Below are 19786 nucleotides of genomic sequence, written 5' to 3' on the forward strand. Positions count from 1 at the left end.
GGACGAGTTGTGCCCACGGAACGTTCGCCGTTCTGGTTCGACGGCCCCGCCACGCGCTGGGTGGAGGGCCTGCCGGTCGGCAACGGCCGTCTCGGTGCGATGGTGCGCGGCGACGCGGCGGAGTTGTGCTGTTCGGTCAACGAAGACACGTTCTGGTCGGGGCCGCCGTCCCGTGGCGAACCGGACGTGCCGGACGGACTGCTCGAAGCCGTCGACGCGGCGCTGCGTGCCGGTCGGCACGCCGATTCCGGCGAGTTGCTCAAGACCGTCCAGGGCCGCAACGCCGAAGCGTTCCAGCCGGTGGGCGATCTCGTGTTGCGCTGGGCCGGCCCGGCAGGCCGGGCGGACCTGCGGCGCGAACTGGACCTCGCCGGAGGCGTCGCCACGCATCGCCTGACGGACGGGACCGTCGTCGAGGTCTTCGCCGAGGTTCGGCACGGACTCCTGCTGGTGCGCTGGGAAAGCCCGGCTCCGAGGGACGGTGAACTGCGGTGGCGGACACCGCAGCGGCGGCAGGCGATCCGGTCGCGCGGTGCGGACGCGCTCGAGCTCTCGGTGGTCGCGCCGTCGCGGGTCGGCCGGGACGACCGTGGCCCGGTCGTGGAGTACGCCGACCACGCTGTGCGGGCCGCCGCGGTGGCCCGGGTACGCGTCGAAGGGCCCGGATCGGTGGAGCCGGCCGCGGACGGGCGGGCCCTGCGGCTGCGCGGTGTCCGGGCCGTGACGGTCTTCGTGAACGTGGCTACGAGCTTCGCCGGCTGGGACCGTCCCCCGATGCGAGACGAACAAGCCTGCGCGACGGCCGCGGCGCACGGGATCGCGCCGGCTTTCCCGGAGACCTGGGCGGAACTCCGCGCACAGCACACAGCCGAGCACGCCGCGCGGATGAGCCGCGTCACGCTGCGGCTCGGCAGCCCGGCGGCCCCGGCCGAGACCCGGCCGCTCGACGCGCGGTTGCGCGCCCGGGCTCAGGGCGAGCCGGACGAGCAGCTGCTGCCCGTGCTCTTCGACTTCGGGCGCTACCTCCTGCTGGGATCCTCGCGCGAGGGCACCCAGCCCGCTCACCTGCAGGGGCTGTGGAACGATCAGGTGACGCCGCCGTGGAACTGCGACTACACGGTGAACATCAACACGCCGATGAACTACTGGCCGGCCGAGCCGACGGCGTTGCCGGAGTGTCACGAACCCTTGCTGCGTCTCGTCTCGGAGCTCGCGTCGGCCGGTCGTGGGGTGGCCCGGGCATTGCACAGGGCACGCGGCTGGGCCTGCCACCACAACACCGACCTCTGGCGAGCGAGCTGGCCGGTGGGGGAGGGCCGGGACGACCCGATGTGGTCGTTCTGGCCGATGGGCGGCGTCTGGCTCTGCCTGCACCTGGCCGAGCACTGGGAGTTCGGCCGCGACCGGGACTTCCTCCGCCGCACCGCCTGGCCGGTCGCCGCCGGGGCCGCCCGCTTCGCGCTGGACCTGCTCCACGAGGACGACGACGGCCGGCTGATCACCGGTCCCGCCACGTCGCCGGAGAACCGGTTCGTGACCGCGGACGGCCCGGCGTCGGTCGACCTGTCCACCACAATGGACGGCACGTTGCTCCGCGAGCTGTTCGCCTTCCTGCGGCGTAGCGCGACGGACGCGGGCGACGTGGCAGACCCGGCGCTGCTGGCCGAGATCACCGCGGCGCTCCCGCGGCTGCGCCCGCTCGCGGTGGGGCCGGACGGGCGTCTGCTGGAGTGGCACGTCGAGCGCGGGGAGACCGAGCCGGCGCACCGGCACCTCTCGCACCTGATCGGCGTCTTCCCCGGGAGCTCCTTGCCCGCGGAGTACCGGGCCGCGGCGCGTCGCAGCCTCGAAGCGCGCGGCGACGAGAGCACCGGCTGGTCGACCGCGTGGAAGGCCGCGCTGTGGGCGCGGCTCGGTGACGGGGACGCGGCGCACCGCCTGCTCGGCCTGCTGCTGCGGCCCGTCCCCGCCGACGGCTCCGGTAGTGGTGGCGGCGTCTACCCGTCCCTGCTCTGCGCCCACCCCCCGTTCCAGATCGACGGGAATTTCGGGGCCACGGCCGCCATCGCCGAGATGCTGCTCCAGTCCCACGAGAGCGGTTGTCTCGATCTGCTCCCGGCGCTCCCGGCTGCCTGGCCCGAAGGTGAGGTGCGCGGGTTGCGCGCTCGCGGTGGCTTCCAGGTGGACCTGCTCGCCTGGGCGGATGGTGTCCCGGTCCGCGTCCGCGTGACCGCCGCGGAGAACGCCGTCGAGGGCGGTGCGGTGCGCCTGCGCTGGCGCGACGGCTCCGGCGTCGCCCGCGAGCGGGTCTGGCGGGCGGGGGAGGCCACCGTCGAGCTGACGTAGCTTCGCGGTTACGGGGCCAAGCCGTGCTCGTGCAGCCAGGCCAGCTGTACCGTCGGGTTCGAGCCGTAGCCGCCGCCGTGGTCGGCGAACGGCCAGACGGTCATCTGCCGGTCTTCGCCCGCGTAGCGGTTGAACGCGGCGTAGACGGTGGAGGGCGGGCAGATCGGGTCCATCAGGCCGACGCTGAACAGAGCCGGCGCCGTCGCCCGTTGCGCGAAGTGGACGCCGTCGAAGTAGGACAGCGTGGCGAACGCCGGCTCGACTTGGTGACGGCTGTGCCAGCGCAGGTACTCGGCGAGTTCCCCGTACGGGCCGTCTCCGCTGATCTCCGCGCCCCGGCGGAAGTGACACAGGAACGGCACGTCGGGCAGCGCCGCGGCCACCCGGCCGGCCAGCCCGGCGACGGCCAGCGCCAGGCCGCCGCCCTGGCTGCCGCCCGCGACGACGACCCGGTTCGGATCGAGACCGGGTAGCTCGCCGACCGCGTCCACGGCGCGGACGCAGTCGGTGATGAGGCGCCGGTAGTAGTGGTGCTCGGCGGAGCCGATACCGCGGGTCATGAAGCCCTTGACCCACTGGGAGGACTCGCCCGCATCCCGGTCCGGCGTCTCGTGGCCCTGGCCCCGGCTGTCGACGACGAGCTGGGCGTACCCGGCGGCGGAGAAGAGCAGGCGGTCGGTCGGGAGCCCGCGCCCTTCGCTGTAGCCGAGATAGGTGACGACGACGGGCAGCAGACCTTCGGCGTCGCGCGGCCGCAGCAGCCACGCGGCCACCGGCTCGCCGTCCCAGCCCGGGAAGCGCACGTCGTCGACCTCCACTGTGCGCAGCAGGTGCCGGTCGGTGATCCGGTCGGCCTTGACGGCTCCGCCGTGGCCGCGCGCCTGGATGAGCGTTCGCTCCCAGAAGTCGTCGAAGTCGCCGGGGGCCGGCAGCTCCGGGCGGTAGCCGGTCAGGTCTTCGAGCGGGAGGTCCGTCAGCGGCATTGTGCTCCTCCGGGTCGGTGGGAGAGGGGGTTCACCCGGCCGCCTCGGGGGACGAGCCGAATCGGAAGCCGGCGAGCCGGAAACCGCCGTGCAGGGTCAGGTGCAGGTCGTGAACTCCGGCCACCGGGCCGGCGAACTCGCCGGTCACGGTCGTCCACTTGTAGCGGCTGCCGGTGACCGGGACCGGGAGCAACGCCAGCAGCCGGTCACCCGCCCGGAGCTCGAGCAGTGCTTCCCCCGGTTCCCCTGCTTCCCGGGCGACCTCGGCCTCGACCCGGACCGCACCGGACAGGTCGGGGGAGCGGAACTCCAGGGTCGCGCCCCGCCCTGTGGGGCAGACCGCGTCCCCGGTGGTGCGGCCGGCGTCGACGAGCGCGATGTCCGTGTGGTCGTCGAAGTCGGCGGCCCGGGTGGTCCGGTCGACGACCACGCGCGGCGCGGGATCGGGCCCGGTCACCGTGAGCCCCGCGGTGAGGACGACGTCTTCGGCCGAGCGGGCGACGAGCACCTCGTAGGAACCGGGGTCGACGGTGAAGGCCCCGGTGGCGACGTCCCAGTGCGCGAACTCCGCGGCGGGCAACCGGAAGACCAGGTCGGTGCTTTCGCCCGGCGCGAGCCGGATCTTGCGGAAGTCCGCCAGCTTCAGCCGGGGTGCGTGGTAGCGGGCGTCGAGGGCGCGGACGTAGAGCTGGGCCACTTCGCTGCCGGCCCGCGCACCGGTGTTGGTCAGCGTCACCGCGACGTCGACGGAGTCGTCCGGGGCCAGTGCGGTCCGGGACAGCCGCAGGTCGCGGTAGGCGAAGCCGGTGAAGGAGAGGCCGTGACCGAAGGGGTACAGGGGCGCGGCGCGGTGGTACTGGTATGTCCAGCCGGCCTTGATGATGTCGTAGTCGAGCGACGGCGGCAGCTCGTCGTCGCCGCGGTACCAGGTCTGGGGCAGCCGGCCGGCGGGGTCGGCCTCGCCCAGGAGCACGGAAGCGAGCGCGCGACCGGTCTCCTGCCCGCCGTGGGACATCCACAGCGCGGCGGGAAGGTGAGCTTCGGCCCAGTCCAGCGCGTAGGGATAGCTGCTCATCACGACCAGTGCCGTCTCCGGGCGAGCCGCGGCGACCGCGCGCAGCAGCGCGTCCTGTGTCTCGGGCAGGGCGGTACTCCGTCGGTCCTCGGTCTCGCGCCCGTTGATGAGCGGCTGGTTGCCGAGCACGACCACCGCGACGTCGGCCGTCCGCGCAGCGGCCGTGGCCTCCGCGATGCCGTCGCGCAGCACTTCGCGCTGCCAGCGCTCGGCGGCCTCGGGCGTCTCGGCGGTGACGGCGACCCGGCCGTCCGCACCGTCGACGACGGCGTAGCGGCCGGTGAGGACGCTGCGCAGCAGTACGCCGGGGCCGCCGTCGGGATCGGGCTCCAGGCGGAAGGTTTCGTGCACGTCCCAGCTCTTGACCTGGTCCTGGTCGGCGACCAGCGAGGCGTCGGCGTCTTTGAGGCTCAGGTACCGGCCGCTCTCGGCGGACTGCAACGTCAGCACGCCACCCCAGTCGACGACGTCGAACGCGGTCTCGCCGAGCAGCGCGCCGGAGGTGCGGGACCGCAGGGTGATCCGGTCGGCGGCCGGCACGCAGACCACTTCGCCGCCGTGTTCCCCGAGCGCCGCCGCCAGCCCGGCCGCCACGGTGCTGCGGTACGGCATGGTGCCGCTGTACCAGTCCTCGCACAGCAGGTCGGCGAGCGGACCGACGACGGCGACCCGCCGGACCCGGGTGGCGTCGAGCGGCAGGAGGCCGTCGTTCTTCAGCAGCACCACCGACTCGGTCGCGGCGCGCAGGGCGAGGTCCTGGTGCTCGGGACAGTTCACCACTTCCGGTCCGATCCCCGCGTAAGGGTCGAGGTCCTCGTCGAACTCGCCCAGCCGGAAGCGGACCAGCAGCTGACGGCGTACCGCGCGATCCACGTCGTCGGCGTCGATGAGGCCGCGGTCCAGTGCTTCGCGCAGCCGCGCGATCGTGACGCTGCTGTCGAGGGCGTGGTCGGTGAAGCTGTCGATGCCCGCCTTGAGCGCCGCGGCGTGGGACTCGGCGTGGTCGTCGAAGTAGTGCTCCAGGTCGACCAGATTGGACGGTGCCTCGGCGTCGCTCACGACGAACAGCTCGTGCCCGGTCGGCTCGGCCCAGCGGCGCAGTTCCGTCCCGATGAGCGGGCTGACGTGGCACGGGCGGCCGTTCACCAGGTTGTAGGCGGCCATCGCGCCGGTGGCCGCGCCGGAGGCGACCACGGGCCGGAAGGCGGCGAGGTCGTACTCCTGCAGGACCCGCGGGCGCAGGCCGGAGGACGTGACACAGCGGTCGTCCTCGTTGTTGTAGGCGAGGAAGTGCTTGAGGACCGGGGCCGCGCGCAGGAACTGGGGATGGTCGCCGGCCAGCCCCCGGCAGAAGGCCACCGCCAGCCGGGCGGTGTGCACGGGGTCCTCGGAGTACCCCTCTTCGTTGCGTCCCCAGTGCGGGTCGCGCAGCAGGTTCACCGTGGGGGCCCAGGCCTGCAGGCTGTTGGCCGCGGTGCCGTCGACGGGCGGGCGGTGGTAGTGGAAGGCGCGCACCTCGACGGAGACGGCCTCGGCGACCCGGTGCACCAGCACCTCGTCCCAGGTCGCACCCAGCCCCACCGCCTGGGGGAAGACGGTCGCGGGGCCGAGCCAGGAGACGCCGTGGAGGGCCTCGGTCCCCGTGCGGAAGGGGCGGACGCCCAGGCGCGGGACGGCCGGCGCGTGCTGGTGCAGCATCGCGACCCGCTCGTCGAGCGTCAGCCGCTCGAGCAGGTCGTCGACGCGCTTGCGCAACGTCAGCGCCGGGTCGCGGAATGGGAGCCGCTCGGCGGCGGAGACGGGGAGCGAACTCACGTGGCAACCCTTCGGGCGAAGATCGGATGTGAAGCGCTTCGACATTCGCATGAGGGTCTGGACCTGTCAACTACCAGGGACTACTGGCGAATATGGCAGATGAACCCTTGCCGAACGAGAATCGATGTGACTACGCTCACCGCCAGCGTTCAAGCGCTTCGACACTTCAACGAGGAAGGGCGCTACACCCATGGGCATCGAGTGGAACCGCAGAAGGTTCATCAGCGCCGCCGCCACCGTCGCCGGAGCGGCCGCCATGGCGCCGGTGCTCTCCGCGTGCACCGGTAGCCCGGCCCAGCAGACCGGGGCCAACACCGAGTCGGGCCTCCAAGCGGCCTTGCCGGCGTATCTGCCGAGCACGGCGGTCAAGGCGGACATCCCCGCCGTGGCGGGTGGTCCCGACGTCCTGACGGATGCCGGCTTCCTCAGCTACCCGGCCAACCTCGTCACCACCGTCTCCGGAGTCCCGGGCCGGGGCGGGAGCTACTCCGCGGTCACGCCGCTGTGGGGAACCGTCCCGCCGGCCGGCAACTCCTTCTACCAGGCCATGAACAAGGCGCTCGGCGTCGACCTCGCGATGAAGCCCGCGGACGGGAATAACTACAACACGATCGTCCCCACCATGACCGCCGCGAAGCGGCTGCCCGACTGGATCCAGCTCCCGGCCTGGTGGAACCCCAACTTCAACATGGGCGGCCTGGTCGGTACCCAGCTGGCGGACCTGACGCCCTACCTGGCCGGCGACAAGATCAAGAAGTACCCCAACCTCGCGGCCCTTCCCACCGGCGCCTGGAAGGCGGGCGCCTGGGGGGACAAGCTCTACGGCATCCCGTCCTACTCCACCGGCTTCTCCATCGCCGGCATGATCCAGTACCGGCGCGACATCCTGGACGCGAAGGGCATCACCGCCGACCAGGTGCGCTCCGCGGACGACCTGATGAACCTGGGCAAGGAACTGACCGACGCCAAGGCCGGCGTGTGGGCCTTCGACGACGTGTGGACCTACCTCTACAACTCGGCCTTCGGCGCGCCCTACAAATGGCGGGTAGACAACGGCAAACTGGTTTACAAGTACGAGACGCCCGAGTTCCTCGAGGCACTCGACTGGCACTACCGGCTCGCCACCTCCGGCTACCTGCACCCCGACGCGCTGGCGGGCGACAACGCCAACGCCAACACCCGGTTCTACGCCGGGAAGACGCTGATCGGCGGCGGCGGTCCCGGCCAGTGGAACCTCGCCGACCACCAGGCCGGCGCCGCCGCGAACCCGAACTACCGCCGTGGCGCGTTCCCCATCTTCGCCGCCGACGGCAAGAGCACTCCGCACATCCCCATGAATCCCCTGTCGACCAACGTGCTCAGCTACCTCAACGCCGGCTTGAAGCCCGAGCAGATCGAGGAACTGCTGTCAGTCGCGAACTATCTCGCCGCACCGTTCGGCTCGGTGGAGTACTCGATGGTCAACTACGGCGTCGAGGGTGTCCACTACACGATGGTGAACGGCGTGCCGACCGCCACCGAAGAGGGCAAGAAGGACGTCCAGGCGGCGACCTACCCCTTCCTGGCCTCCCCGCAGGCCGTGATCAGCAACCCGGGTGCGGACGTGGTCACCAAGGACTACACCGCCTGGCAGGCGGCCAACGTCAAGGCGCTCACCAAGCCGGTCTTCTGGAACATGAACGTCAGCATGCCGCTGTCGATGTCCACGGCCGACGCAGCACAGGCCGTCGAGGACACCGTCAAGGACTGCTACCACGGCAAGAAGAAGGTCGCCGACGTGCGGGCGGCCATCGCCGGCTGGAAGTCGGGCGGCGGCGACCGGCTGACCCAGTGGATGACCGACAACGTGCTGCAGAAGTACGGCACGGGCCAGTGAACACGGCGGTGACGCGGCGGGCGGCACCGCCGCCGCGGCGGAACTGGCGGTTCCGCCTGCGCCGCGACCGGTCGCTGCTGCTGATGACGGTGCCCGCGATCGTGCTGGTGATCGCGTTCAACTACGTGCCGCTGTTCGGGCTGGTCACCGCCTTCCAGGAGTACGACCCGCTGGTCGGGGTCCGGTACAGCGAATGGGTCGGCCTGGACCAGTTCAGCCGGCTCTTCGACGACCCGCTGTTCTGGGGGGCGCTGAAGAACACGCTCTACCTCAGCTTCGTGCAGCTGATCCTGTTCTTCCCGATCCCGATCGCACTGGCGCTGCTGCTCAACTCGGTGCTCAGCGAGCGGCTGCGCAACTTCATCCAGTCCGTCGTCTACCTGCCGCACTTCTTCTCGTGGGTGCTCGCCGTCACGATCTTCCAGCAGATGCTCGGCGGCGCGGGTGCCCTCAACCAGTTCCTGCGCAGCCACGACCTCGGCACCTGGGACGTCATGACCGACCCGCACACCTTCGCGCTGCTGGTCACCTCCCAGGCCATCTGGAAGGAGGCCGGCTGGGGGATCATCGTGTTCCTGGCCGCCCTCGCGGCCATCAACACCGAGCAGTACGAGGCGGCGGCCGTGGACGGGGCGGGGCGGTTCCGCCGGATGTGGCACATCACGCTGCCCGGTCTGCGCGGCGTCATCATGCTGATGCTGGTGCTGCGCCTCGGCAACGCGCTCACGGTCGGCTTCGAGCAGTTCCTGGTCCAGCGGGAAGCCGTCGGCCACGACGCGGCCGACGTGCTGGACACCTTCTCGTTCTACTACGGCATCGCCACCGGGAACTACAGCTACGGCGCGGCGGCGGGCCTGTTCAAGAGTGTCATCTCGCTGCTGCTCATCTGGGGTGCGAACAGGCTGGCGCACGCCTTCGGTGAAGACGGGTTGTACCGCAAATGACCGATGTGCTCACGATCCAGCGCACGGACGGGAACGCCGGCGCGACCGAGGTCCCCGTCCGGCGCAGGAAACGGCCGGTCCGACCGGCCTGGGAGGAGCCGCCGACGACCGTCGGCCAGGCCGCGAAGGGGCTCACCTTCACCGGGGTCCTCGCGGTCGTCTTCGTTCCGCTGTGGATCGTCGTGGTGACCAGCCTGTCCACCCAGGCCGCGATCAACCGCGCCGGGGGACTGGTGATCTGGCCGGACGGTCTCACCCTCGAGGCCTACAGCCAGATGCTGGCCGACACGACGGTGCGCTCCGCGTTGCTGGTGAGCCTCGGTATCACGGTGGTCGGCACAGCCGTGTCCATGACCGTCTCGGTGCTGTGCGCCTACGGCCTGTCCCGATCCCGGTCGTTCGGGCACCGGTTCCTGCTGGCCCTGCTGGTCGTCACGATGTTCGTCAGCGGCGGCCTGATCCCGACCTTCCTGGTCGTCACCGGGCTCGGCGGCTACGGCCAGTGGTGGGCGCTGATCCTCCCGGGCGCGGTCTCGGTGTTCAACATCCTCGTGCTGCGCTCCTTCTACGCGAGCACGTCCGCCGACCTGATCGAAGCGGCACGCATCGACGGGGCGGGGGACTGGCGGATCCTGTGGTCGATCGTCCTGCCCACCTCGCGGGCCGTGACCGCGGTGGTCGCGCTCTTCTACGGGGTGGGCTACTGGAACTCGTTCTTCAACGTCATGCTCTACATGCCGACGGACAGCGAGAAGTGGCCGTTGCAGTACGTGCTGTTCACCTACGTGAGCAGGGGCAACGGGATGCCGGGTTCGGTCAACGCGGGCTTTGGCACACTCGAAGCGCAGACCGCGCCCCTGGCGCTGCAGATGGCCGTGGTGGTACTGACTCTGGTGCCGCTGCTGATCGTCTACCCATTCATGCAGAAACACTTCCGCACCGGTGTCCTGACCGGAGCGATCAAGGGCTGACTACCCAGAAAGGCAGGCACCCCACCATGGTGACCCTCGCCGACGTGGCCAGACACGCGGGCGTCTCGGCCAGCACGGTCAGCTACGTGCTGAGCGGCAAGCGCGCGATCTCCGAATCGACCCGGCGCCGGGTCGAGCGGGCGGTGTCCGAGCTCGGGTACCACCCCAACGCCGGTGCCAGGGCGCTGGCCGGGCGCCGCTCGCACATCATCGCCCTCGTCGTGCCGCTGCGCGCGGACGTCTACGTGCCGATCATGATGGAGATCGCCATCTCGGTGACGACGTCGGCCCGGCAGCACGGCTACGACGTGCTGCTGATCACCAACGACGAGGGCCCGGACGGAGTGCACCGGGTCGCCGCGAGCGGGCTGGCGGACGGCGTGATCCTCATGGACGTCGAGCTGGAGGACAAGCGCATTCCCGCGCTGCTGGCCAACGGCACACCGGCCGCGCTCATCGGCCTGCCCGCCGACCCGCGCGGCCTGTCCTGCGTGGACCACGACTTCGCGGCGGCGGGTGCGCTTTGTACCGACCACCTTGCCGACCTGGGGCATCGGGAGATCGCCTTCATCGGCTACGGGGCCGGGGTTTACGACCGGCACGCCGGGTACGCCGAGCGCACGATCACGGGCTTCCGCGAGCGTGCCGAACAGCGCGGCGTGCGCTACGTGCACCGGCCTTGTGAAGGCACCTACGAAAGCACCGCCGGGGTGCTCTCCCGCATTCTCGCCGACCGGCCCGAGACCACGGGTTTCGTGGTGCAGAACGAAGGCGCGATCGGTCCGCTGCTCGGCCTCCTGCGCGCCGGCGGGCGAACGGTGCCCGAGGACGCCTCGGTGATCGCCCTGTGCCCGGAACAGCTCGCCGAGCAGTACGCGCCCCGGCTGACGGCCGTGACCGGTCCGGCCCAGGAACTCGGCCGCGTCGCCGTCGACCAGGTCATCGGCACCATCGCCGCGTCGGCCAACGGCGGGGACCGGGAGGACCGGCTGGTCCTGCTCAGCCCGGTCCTGACGGTGCGCGAGAGCACGGGGCCCGCGCCGCGACAGGGTCCCCCCCCGCGCATCGAGGAGCGGACATGACCATCCAGGGCCTGATCGACCGGCTCGGCGGACTCGCCTTCGGCGGGGACTACAACCCCGAGCAATGGGATGAGCCCGTGTGGCAGGAAGACGACGAGCTCATGCGGCGGGCCAAGGTCAACCTGGCCACCGTGGGCGTCTTCTCCTGGGCCTTGTTGGAGCCGGAGGAAGGCTGCTACGACTTCGCCTGGCTCGACGCCCACCTCGATCGCCTCCACGCCAACGGGGTCGCCGTCGACCTGGCGACCCCGACCGCGTCGCCGCCCCCGTGGTTCACCCTCGTCCACCCGGACGCCCTGCCGGTCACCGCCGACGGCACGACGCTGGTCCACGGCAGCCGCGACACCTACTGCCTCGCGGCACCCGCCTACCGGAGCGCGGCGAGCCGGATCGCCGCCGCGCTCGCTCAGCGCTACGGCGACCATCCGGCGGTGGCGCTGTGGCACGTGCACAACGAGTACGCCACCCTCTGCTGGTGCGAGCACACCGCCGTGGCGTTCCGGCGGTGGCTACGGGCGCGCCACGGCTCGCTCGATGCGCTCAACGACGCGTGGGGGACGGCTTTCTGGAGCCAGCACTACACCGGCTGGGCGCAGGTGCTCCCGCCCCGCGCGACCCAGTGGCACAAGAATCCCGGACAGGCGCTGGACTTCCGCCGCTTCTGGTCCGACGAGGTCCTCGCCGCGTTCCGCGAGCAGCGCGACGTGATCCGCGACCACAGCGACCGTCCGGTGACGACCAACCTGATGGTGCCCGGGTACCAGAACCTGGACCTGTGGGCGATCGCCCGTGAAGTCGACCTGGTCGCCATCGACCACTACCCGGACGCCCCGGGACCGGGCGCCGCGGCGGACACCGCTTTCGGTGCCGACCGCGCCCGGTCGTTCGCCCGCGGCCGGCCGTGGCTGCTGATGGAACAGGGCACCAACACCGTCTACGCCGGCGACCGGACGCTGGGCAAGGAGCCGGGGGAGATCCTGCGCCACAGCCTCGGCCACATCGCGCGCGGCTCGGAGGGCGCGCTGTTCTTCCAGTGGCGCCAGTCCCGCGCGGGCGCCGAGCAGTGGCACTCGGCGATGGTCCCGCACGCCGGGCCGGACAGCCGCATCTTCCGCGAGGTGACGGCGCTCGGCGAGGTTGTGGCCGGCCTCGGCGAGCTCGCGGGATCGACGGTCGCGGCCCGGGTGGCCGTGCTGCACGATCCGGACGCCTGGTGGGCACTGGACGGGGACGGCCTGCCCTCGCCCGACCACGGCTACCACGCGATCCTGCGCCGCGCGCACCGGACGTTGTGGGAGGCCGGTGTCACCGCCGACTTCGCGCATCCGGAAGACGATCTGAGCCGCTACCCGCTCGTCCTCGCCCCGGCCCTGTTCCTGATCCCGGACGCCGGCGCCGTCAATCTCCGGCGCTACGTCGCCGACGGCGGCACGCTGCTCGTCCAGCACTTCAGCGGTGTCGTCGACGAACGCCTCCACGCCCGCCTCGGCGGTTACCCCGCCGCGCCGCTGCGTGAGGCGCTGGGAATCCGGGTCGAGGAGCACCGGCCGCTTCGCCGGTCCGAGCGGATCACCCTTTCCGACGGCTCACACGCCACCGCTTGGAGCGAATCCGTGCGTGCGGAGGGTGCCGAGACGCTGGCCGCGTACACCGGCGGCATGCTCGAGGACTCTCCGGCACTCACTCGTCACCGCTTCGGAGCCGGACGGGGCTGGTACCTGTCCACCACCCTCGAAGACCCGGATTACGCCGCTTTGATCGCCCGGCTGCTCGCCGAGACCGGCGTCGATCCGGAACGGCCGGAGCTGCCCTCCGGCGTCGAAGCCGTCACCCGTCACGCGCCGGACGGCCGGCGATGGCTCTTCCTGCTCAACCACGGCACGGAAGCGGTGCCGGTGCCGGAACCCGCGCACGACCTGCTCACCGGGGGGAGGGTGGACGAGCTGGCCCCCGGCGGCTGTGCCGTGCTGCGGCTGCCTGAGGCCGCATGAGTCACCGAATATGCCATCAGTCTCCTTTCGAGACTTTCGAGTCTCGAATTCTTCGATCGCACTCGGTCGCCGGAGTAATTGGCGTCAGAACGATTGACTGCGTGAAACCACCGTGTTTGACTATGTTTTCCGGTGCGCGAGGTTGAACCGCGCCAACGGGTCGGCATCGTGCCCAGTCGAGCTACTCGATCTTGAATCCCTTGGCCTGGAAGAGAGAGGAGTCATCGTTGACTTCACAAAAAAGGAAAATCCGATCCGTCCTACTCGCTGTGGCGGTTGCGCTCACCGCCTCGGTGTCCGGATTGGCGAATCAGGCATCGGGTGAAACCGCGGCATCGCTGAACGCCTCGCAGATCGTTGCCGACATGGGTGCGGGCTGGAACCTGGGAAACCAGCTGGAAGCCAGCTCCAACGGATACCCCAGCGAAACAGCATGGGGTCAACCGACCGTGACGCAAGCCCTGATCGACAGGGTGAAGGCGGCGGGATTCAAGACGATCCGCATCCCGGTCTCCTACCTGAGGAACATCGGGCCCGGCCCGAACTACGCGATCAATTCGGCCTGGCTGAACCGGGTTCAGCAGGTCGTCGACTACGCCTACAGCCGGGGCATGTACGTGCTGATCAACATGCACGGCGACGGCTACAAGAGCGTCACCGGCTCCTGGTTGATCTGTGATGCCGGCGATCAGGCGACGATCAAGGCCAAGTACCAGAAAGTCTGGCAGCAGATCGCCTACCGGTTCCAGGGTTACAACCAGCACCTGATCCTGGAGTCCATGAACGAAGAATTCGACGGGCAATATGGCAAGCCGACCCAGCCGTGTTACTCGAACATCAACGCCTACAACCAGATCTTCGTGGACACCGTGCGGAAGACCGGCGGGAACAACAGCTCGCGCTGGCTGCTCGTCGCCGGTTGGAACACGAACATCGACTACACCGCGGGGAACTACGGCTTCGCGCTTCCGAGTGACCGGTATCGCTCCTCCAGTATTCCCGCCAATGAACAGCGGATCATGCTTTCCGTGCACTACTACAGCCCTTGGGACTTCGCCGGGGAGACAAGCGGCGCCATCACGCAATGGGGCCGCGGCGCGACGAATCCGTCGAAGAAGTCCACCTGGGGTCAGGAGGACTACCTGGACGCTCAGCTGAAGATGATGTACAGCAAGTTCGTCACCAGCGGATATCCGGTGGTCGTCGGAGAATACGGGTCGATCGACAAGTCTTCGTTCGATTCGTCGAACAACAGGTACCGCGCGGACTTCGCCCGTGCCGTCGTGGCCACCGCCAAGAAGTACGGGGCCGCCACCGTCTACTGGGACAACGGCCACAACGGGCAGTACGGGTTCGGCCTGTTCGACCGAAGGTCCTACGCGGTGACCCAGCAGGGCATCATCAGCGCGATCATGAGCGGCGTCGGGTAGCAGCCAGGCCTGCAACCGGCGAGGCCGGGCCGCGGAACAAGGGGCCCGGCCTCTCGGGTGCCGGCCCCACGGCGGCGTACCGCGAACGCGGTACCGGCATGACCGCGCGAGGCTGACGCTTCGGACGGTCGGGAACGGGAGGCTGGTCGGCGACTACCTCTCCTTCCCGAAAGGCTTTCCCTGTGAGTGCTCTCGCCCGTTGGTGTTACCGGAGGCGGGGTGTCGTGGCCGTGGGCTGGGTCGCCGGTCTCGTCCTCCTCGCCCTGCTCGTGTTCGGGGTGGGGGCGGCGTTCACCGACTCCGCGGACTTGCCCGACAGCGAGTCGGCCACCGCCACCCGGCTGCTGGGCAACGGCCCGGCCGTCGTCCGCGGCACGATCGCGTGGCACGCCGGCGACGTCGGCTCCGGGCCGGTGCGCGAGCGGGTCGGCGCGGCGCTGCGCGACATCTCCGCGATGCCCGGCGTGAACCGGGTGGTCAGCCCGTATGACCCGGCCGGTGCGGCCCAGCTGAACCCGCGGGCCGGGACGGCCTACGCGACCGTCACCCTGGACAAGGGCGCCGCCACCGGCCTGTCGTGCAGGCCGCCGAACGGCTGCGGGTGCCCGGGCTCGACGTCGAGGTCGGTGGGCAGGCGTTCACCGAGAAGCCCGCCGGCTCGAACGGCACCGAGGCGATCGGCATCCTCGCCGCGCTGGTCCTGTTGCTGCTGCTGTTCCGGTCCTTGTGGGCGGCGGTGCTGCCGATCGTCACCGGGCTGGCCGGCGTCGGCGCGTCGCTGCTGGTCGTCATGCTCGGCTCGCACGTGGTCGACCTCGCCGCGACCAGCCTCACCATGGGCGCGCTCATCGGTCTCGGCGTCGGCATCGACTACGCGCTGTTCATCGTCAACCGGCACCGCAAAGCCCTGCGCGCCGGCGCGACCGTCGGCGAAGCGCTGGTGCAGGCGGTGACCACTTCCGGCCGGGCGGTCGTGTTCGCCGGAGGTACGGTGATCATCGCGCTGCTCGGCATGTTCGTGGTCGGCCTCGGCCTGCTCACCGGCATGGCCCAGGCCGCCGCCGTCACCGTCCTGTTCACCGTCGCCGCCGCGCTCACGCTGCTGCCGGCGCTGCTGGGCATGCTCGGCTACCGGGTCCTGTCCCGAACGGACCGACGGGCCATCGCCGCGGGCCGGTTTCATCTGGCGTCGAACGAAAAGAACGCGAAGGCGAGCCGCTGGGCGAACCTGGTGCAGCGCTTTCCCGTGGCCGTCGGCGGCGGCGCCCTGGCCGTGACAGTGCTACTCGCTTCGCCGGTTCTGGGTCTGCGAGTGGGCAACGCGGACGCGAGCAGTGACCCCGCCGGTTCGCCGACCCGTGCGTACCACGACCTCATGGCGAATGCCTTCGGCGACGGGTTCGACGCCTCCCTGCTGCTCGTCGCGAGCACACCCGACAGCGCGTCGGCCCAGGCGTTCGCCACCTTGGTCCACCGGCTGGACACGCTCCCCGGTGTCGCGCGCGTCGCCATCGCCCCGGCCGGCCGGGACGTGGCCTCGGCGACCGTCACCCCGACGACGACGGCCCAGGCCGAGCAGACCGCGGACCTCGTCACGACCCTGCGTGAGAACGTCATCCCGGTCGCGGAGGCGGGCACCGGGCTGAAGGTCCACGTCGGCGGCCAGACGGCGACCAGCATCGACGTCGCCGACGCCCTGATGAGCAAGCTGCCGCTGTATCTGGGGCTGATCGCCCTGCTCGGGTTCCTGTTGCTGGCCGTGGCGTTCCGCAGTGTCCTGGTGCCGCTGGTGGGTGCGGTGAGCAACATCGCCACGATCGGGGTCGGGCTCGGTGCGGTGACCGCGATCTTCCAGCACGGGTGGGGTCTGGCGCTGCTGGGTGTGGGCTCCGGGGCGCCGGTGATGTACCTGGTGCCGGTGCTGGTGGTCGGCGTCATGTTCGGGCTGTCCATGGATTACCAGGTGTTCCTGGTCAGCCGCATGCACGAGGAGTGGGTCTGCACCCGCGACAACGGGCGCTCGATCCGAGCCGGCGTCACCGAAACGGGTAGGGTCATCGCGGTCGCGGCGACGATCATGCTGTGCGTGTTCGCCTCGTTCGGGTTCAGCGGGGAGCGGATCGTGGCGATGATCGGCATCGGGCTGGCGATCGCGGTCCTGGTCGATGCGTTCGTGGTCCGGCTGACGCTGATCCCCGCGATCATGACGCTGCTCGGCCGGGCGAACTGGTCGTATCCGCGGTGGGCGGAGCGGATTACGCCGCGGCTGTCGGTCGAAGGCCCCGAGCGGGTGCCGGACACGCAGGAGATGATGGCCGGATGACGATCCGCGTCCTGCTCGCCGACGACCAGGCCCTGCTGCGGGCGACCTTCCGCCTCCTCGTCGATGCCACCGATGACATGGAGGTGGTCGCGGAGGCCGCCGACGGGCAGGACGCGGTGACGAAGGCGCGCGAGGCGCGGGCCGACGTCGTCGTGATGGACATCCGCATGCCCGGGGTGGACGGGATCGAGGCCACCCGGCGGATCACCGCGGACGAGGACCTCGCGGGGGTGAAGATCCTGGTCCTCACCACGTTCGAGAACGACGAGTTCGTGGTGGCCGCGCTGCGGGCCGGGGCCAGCGGCTTCCTGGGCAAGGGCGTCGAGCCGGAGGTGCTGCTGCAGGCGATCCGCACGGTGGCGGCGGGGGAGTCGCTGCTGTCGCCGTCGGCGACCACGGCGTTGATCGGCCGGTTCCTGGCTCAGCCGGAGGCCCGGTTGGTGGAAGCGCGGGCGGAGCTGGGTGAGCTGACGGCACGGGAACGGGAGATCACCGCGCTGGTGGGGTCGGGGTTGTCCAACGCTGAGATCGCCGCCAAGCTGTTCATCAGCGCCGCGACCGCGAAGACGCACGTCAACCGGGCCATGATGAAGACCGGGGCCCGCGACCGGGCTCAGCTGGTCGTGTTCGCCTACGAGACCGGGCTCGTCGCCCCCCCGAAACCCCCGGCCACCACGGTGAGGCCCTTCGGGAGGACCGCCTGATGTGGGCGCGAGAAGACACCGGAGTGCCGCGATGGTGGCACGTCGTGCTGCCCGTGGTGATCGTCACGCTGGTCGGGGTGTTCCAGCTGTCCTATCGGGACGCGGGCGGCTGGAACCCCCCGAACTCCTGGCAAATCTTCGTTTACGCGAGCGCTTGCCTTGCTCTGCTGCTGCGATACCGCCACCCCGTGGCGGTCGCGTCGGTGACCGTGGTGCTCAGCGCCACGGTGCCGGTGATCCACCCGCACACCGTGATCGTCGACGCGCCGAGCATCCTCGCGCTCTACACCGTGGCCAGGCACACCGACCGCCGCACGGCGTGGACCCTGGGCGCGGCCGCGGCGGTGCTGCTGACCGCCGGTTCGGCCTGGTGGCTGCCGGGACACCTGGCCAACATCCGCAACATCCTGCCGGCCAACTACATCGGAATCGCCGTCGCCGTCGGCGATTCCGTGCGGGCCAACCGCGCACTCCTGCACCAGGCGCGGGAAAAGGCCCGCGAAGCCGAACGCACCCGTGAGGAAGAGGCCCGCCGCCGGGTGCGCGACGAGCGCATCCGGATCGCCCGCGACCTGCACGACGTCGTCGCGCACCACATCACCCTGGTCAACGCCCAGGCCGGAGTGGCCCACCACCTGCTGGACCGGCAACCGGAGCAGGCCCGGCAGGCGCTGGCGGGCATCAAGGAGACCAGCCGGGCGGCTCTCGACGAACTTCGCGCCACGGTGGGCCTGCTGCGCCAGGACGACGACCCGCCGCAGTCCCGGCAGCCCACGCCCGGATTCGCCCAGGCCGGCGCGCTCGTGGACTCGTTCGTCTCGGCCGGGTTCGACGTCGGCCTGACTTCGAGCGGCGCCGCCCGGCCCCTCGCGGGCCCCTCCGACCTCGCGGCGTACCGCATCCTCCAGGAGGCGCTGACCAACGCCGGTAAGCACGGCACCCAGCACCGCGCCCACGTGGACCTCGCCTACACCCGGAACCACCTGGAACTGACGGTGACCAACCCGGCCAGGGCGGGCCACGGAGGGGCCGGCACCGGGCACGGGCTCATCGGGATGCGCGAACGCGCCGTGAGCTCCGGTGGTTCGTGCACGGCGCAGCTGCGCTCCGACGGGCTGTACGAGGTGCGGGCAGTGCTGCCCCTGCGCACCTCGGACGCGACCGCCGGTTAGCGGGTACCGCGAACGCCGTACGGCCCGGATACCGCTTGCGGCCGACGCTTTGCGGGGCCGCGCCGGACAGCATGGAACCGTGATCGACATACGAAGACGTGCGCCGCGGCGGGGCGTGGTGACCATGCTGGTCCGGTGCGCGGCAGTTGTGGTCGTCGTGGTGACGGCGGTGGCCTTCGTCCGCACCGTCGGCAGCGGCGAACTCGCCGAGGTCTTCGGGAGCGCCGAGCCTGTGTGGATCTGCGCCTCGCTGGCCGTCTTCCTCGTGCCGTTGCTGGGCAACGTACTGGCCTTGCGGGCCGTCGCGCCGGTGCGCTTGCCGTGGGGGCTGACGACGGTCGCGCAGCTGGCGGGCTCGTTCGGCAACCTGGTGGCTCCCGGCAACCTCGGCGGCATGGCGACGAACGTCCGGTTCCTGCACCGGCGCGGGGTGGCCACCGCGGGGGCGGCGGGCGCCGTCGGGGCCGTGCAGGCTGCCGCGGTGCTCGTGACGGTGGCCTTGGCCCTGCCGGGCCTGGTCTCGTCGGGCCGGCTCGCGGACGTGGCGGGCTCGGCGGTTTTGGTTCCGGTGGCGATGATCGTCGCGGCGGTACTGCTAGTCGGAGGGGCGTTGCTGCGGTGCACGGCGACAGGGCGCCGGCTGGCGGGGCGGGCGCGTTCCGTCGGCGCGGCCACACTGGCGGCGTTCCGCCGCGCGGTGGCCGACCCCGGCCGGGCTTGCGTCACCGTGGCCGGGAACCTGCTGGTGACCCTCGGTTCGACCGCGGCGCTGGCTGCGGCGGTACAGGCGTTCGGTGCCACCGTTTCGTTCGGTGACCTCCTGCTGGTGGTGGCGGGCAGCGCGCTCACCGGCGTCGTCCCCCTGCCCGGCGGCGCGGGTGGCGCGGAGGTGATCCTCGCGGCGCAGCTGACCGCAGTGGGCCTCGAGCCGCCGGTTGCCCTGGCGGTGGCCGTGCTCTACCGCCTGGTGACGTTCTGGTCGCGGGTTCCGGTGGGCTGGCTGGCCTTCTCATGGCTGCGACGGGCCGGGCACCTGTGAGCTGAGGGCCTGCGGTGTTCCGAAGATCGCCGGAC

At 70.9% G+C, this 19786-nt stretch carries 13 protein-coding genes and 1 pseudogene; 11 read left to right on the plus strand and 3 right to left on the minus strand.

Annotated elements, in window-relative coordinates; all coding sequences use genetic code 11:
- The first annotated feature begins 9 nt into the window (after window positions 1-9).
- Complete coding sequence (locus tag ACIA5G_RS52670; protein ID WP_395937925.1) at window positions 10-2346, plus strand: glycosyl hydrolase family 95 catalytic domain-containing protein; 2337 nt, start codon at window positions 10-12, stop codon at window positions 2344-2346.
- An 8-nt stretch (window positions 2347-2354) separates the two neighbouring features.
- Here ACIA5G_RS52670 and ACIA5G_RS52675 read toward each other — a convergent pair whose 3' ends face one another.
- The gene (locus tag ACIA5G_RS52675; RefSeq protein ID WP_395937927.1) at window positions 2355-3329 is read right to left on the minus strand and encodes an acetylxylan esterase; all 975 of its coding nucleotides are present in this window, start codon (window positions 3327-3329) and stop codon (window positions 2355-2357) included.
- A 31-nt stretch (window positions 3330-3360) separates the two neighbouring features.
- Window positions 3361-6219, minus strand: a complete 2859-nt coding sequence (locus ACIA5G_RS52680) for a glycoside hydrolase family 3 C-terminal domain-containing protein (RefSeq protein WP_395937929.1) — start codon at window positions 6217-6219, stop codon at window positions 3361-3363.
- Between the two features lie 190 nt (window positions 6220-6409).
- On the opposite strand from ACIA5G_RS52680, the gene ACIA5G_RS52685 reads away from it, so the two are divergent.
- From ACIA5G_RS52685 to ACIA5G_RS52710, 6 genes are all read left to right on the plus strand, one after another.
- Window positions 6410-8095, plus strand: coding sequence for a hypothetical protein (locus tag ACIA5G_RS52685; RefSeq protein WP_395937931.1), 1686 nt, complete (start codon window positions 6410-6412; stop codon window positions 8093-8095).
- Window positions 8092-9039, plus strand: a complete 948-nt coding sequence (locus tag ACIA5G_RS52690) for an ABC transporter permease (RefSeq protein WP_395937933.1) — start codon at window positions 8092-8094, stop codon at window positions 9037-9039. Before ACIA5G_RS52685 ends, ACIA5G_RS52690 begins: the two co-directional genes overlap by 4 nt.
- Entirely contained in the window at window positions 9036-10010 is a 975-nt protein-coding gene (locus ACIA5G_RS52695; RefSeq protein WP_395937935.1) for a carbohydrate ABC transporter permease, read from the plus strand. The genes ACIA5G_RS52690 and ACIA5G_RS52695 overlap by 4 nt, the downstream gene beginning before the upstream one ends.
- Window positions 10011-10054: 44 nt before the next feature.
- Window positions 10055-11092, plus strand: a complete 1038-nt coding sequence (locus ACIA5G_RS52700; protein ID WP_395937937.1) for a LacI family DNA-binding transcriptional regulator — start codon at window positions 10055-10057, stop codon at window positions 11090-11092.
- Complete coding sequence (locus ACIA5G_RS52705; RefSeq protein WP_395937939.1) at window positions 11089-13083, plus strand: beta-galactosidase; 1995 nt, start codon at window positions 11089-11091, stop codon at window positions 13081-13083. The genes ACIA5G_RS52700 and ACIA5G_RS52705 overlap by 4 nt, the downstream gene beginning before the upstream one ends.
- Window positions 13084-13352: 269 nt before the next feature.
- A complete protein-coding gene (locus tag ACIA5G_RS52710) occupies window positions 13353-14513 on the plus strand; it encodes a glycoside hydrolase family 5 protein (protein WP_395937941.1) in 1161 nt (386 codons plus the stop codon).
- A gap of 205 nt (window positions 14514-14718) precedes the next feature.
- Here the strand turns inward: ACIA5G_RS52710 and ACIA5G_RS52715 are convergent, their stop codons facing one another.
- Entirely contained in the window at window positions 14719-14961 is a 243-nt protein-coding gene (locus ACIA5G_RS52715; protein WP_395937943.1) for a hypothetical protein, read from the minus strand.
- Window positions 14962-15087: 126 nt separating this feature from the next.
- Here ACIA5G_RS52715 and ACIA5G_RS52720 point away from each other — a divergent pair.
- From ACIA5G_RS52720 to ACIA5G_RS52735, 4 genes and pseudogenes are all read left to right on the plus strand, one after another.
- Window positions 15088-16836 (plus strand): annotated as a pseudogene (locus tag ACIA5G_RS52720) (MMPL family transporter); the annotation flags it as partial.
- Window positions 16833-17540, plus strand: a complete 708-nt coding sequence (locus ACIA5G_RS52725; protein WP_395937945.1) for a response regulator — start codon at window positions 16833-16835, stop codon at window positions 17538-17540. The pseudogene ACIA5G_RS52720 and the gene ACIA5G_RS52725, both read left to right, overlap by 4 nt.
- On the plus strand, window positions 17540-18712 hold the full coding sequence (locus tag ACIA5G_RS52730) for a sensor histidine kinase (protein ID WP_395937947.1): 1173 nt from the start codon (window positions 17540-17542) through the stop codon (window positions 18710-18712). The genes ACIA5G_RS52725 and ACIA5G_RS52730 overlap by 1 nt, the downstream gene beginning before the upstream one ends.
- 79 nt (window positions 18713-18791) lie before the next feature.
- Entirely contained in the window at window positions 18792-19751 is a 960-nt protein-coding gene (locus ACIA5G_RS52735; protein WP_395937949.1) for a YbhN family protein, read from the plus strand.
- Window positions 19752-19786 lie beyond the last annotated feature (35 nt).

Source organism: Amycolatopsis sp. NPDC051758, from assembly GCF_044453095.1.
Lineage (GTDB): Bacteria > Actinomycetota > Actinomycetes > Mycobacteriales > Pseudonocardiaceae > Amycolatopsis.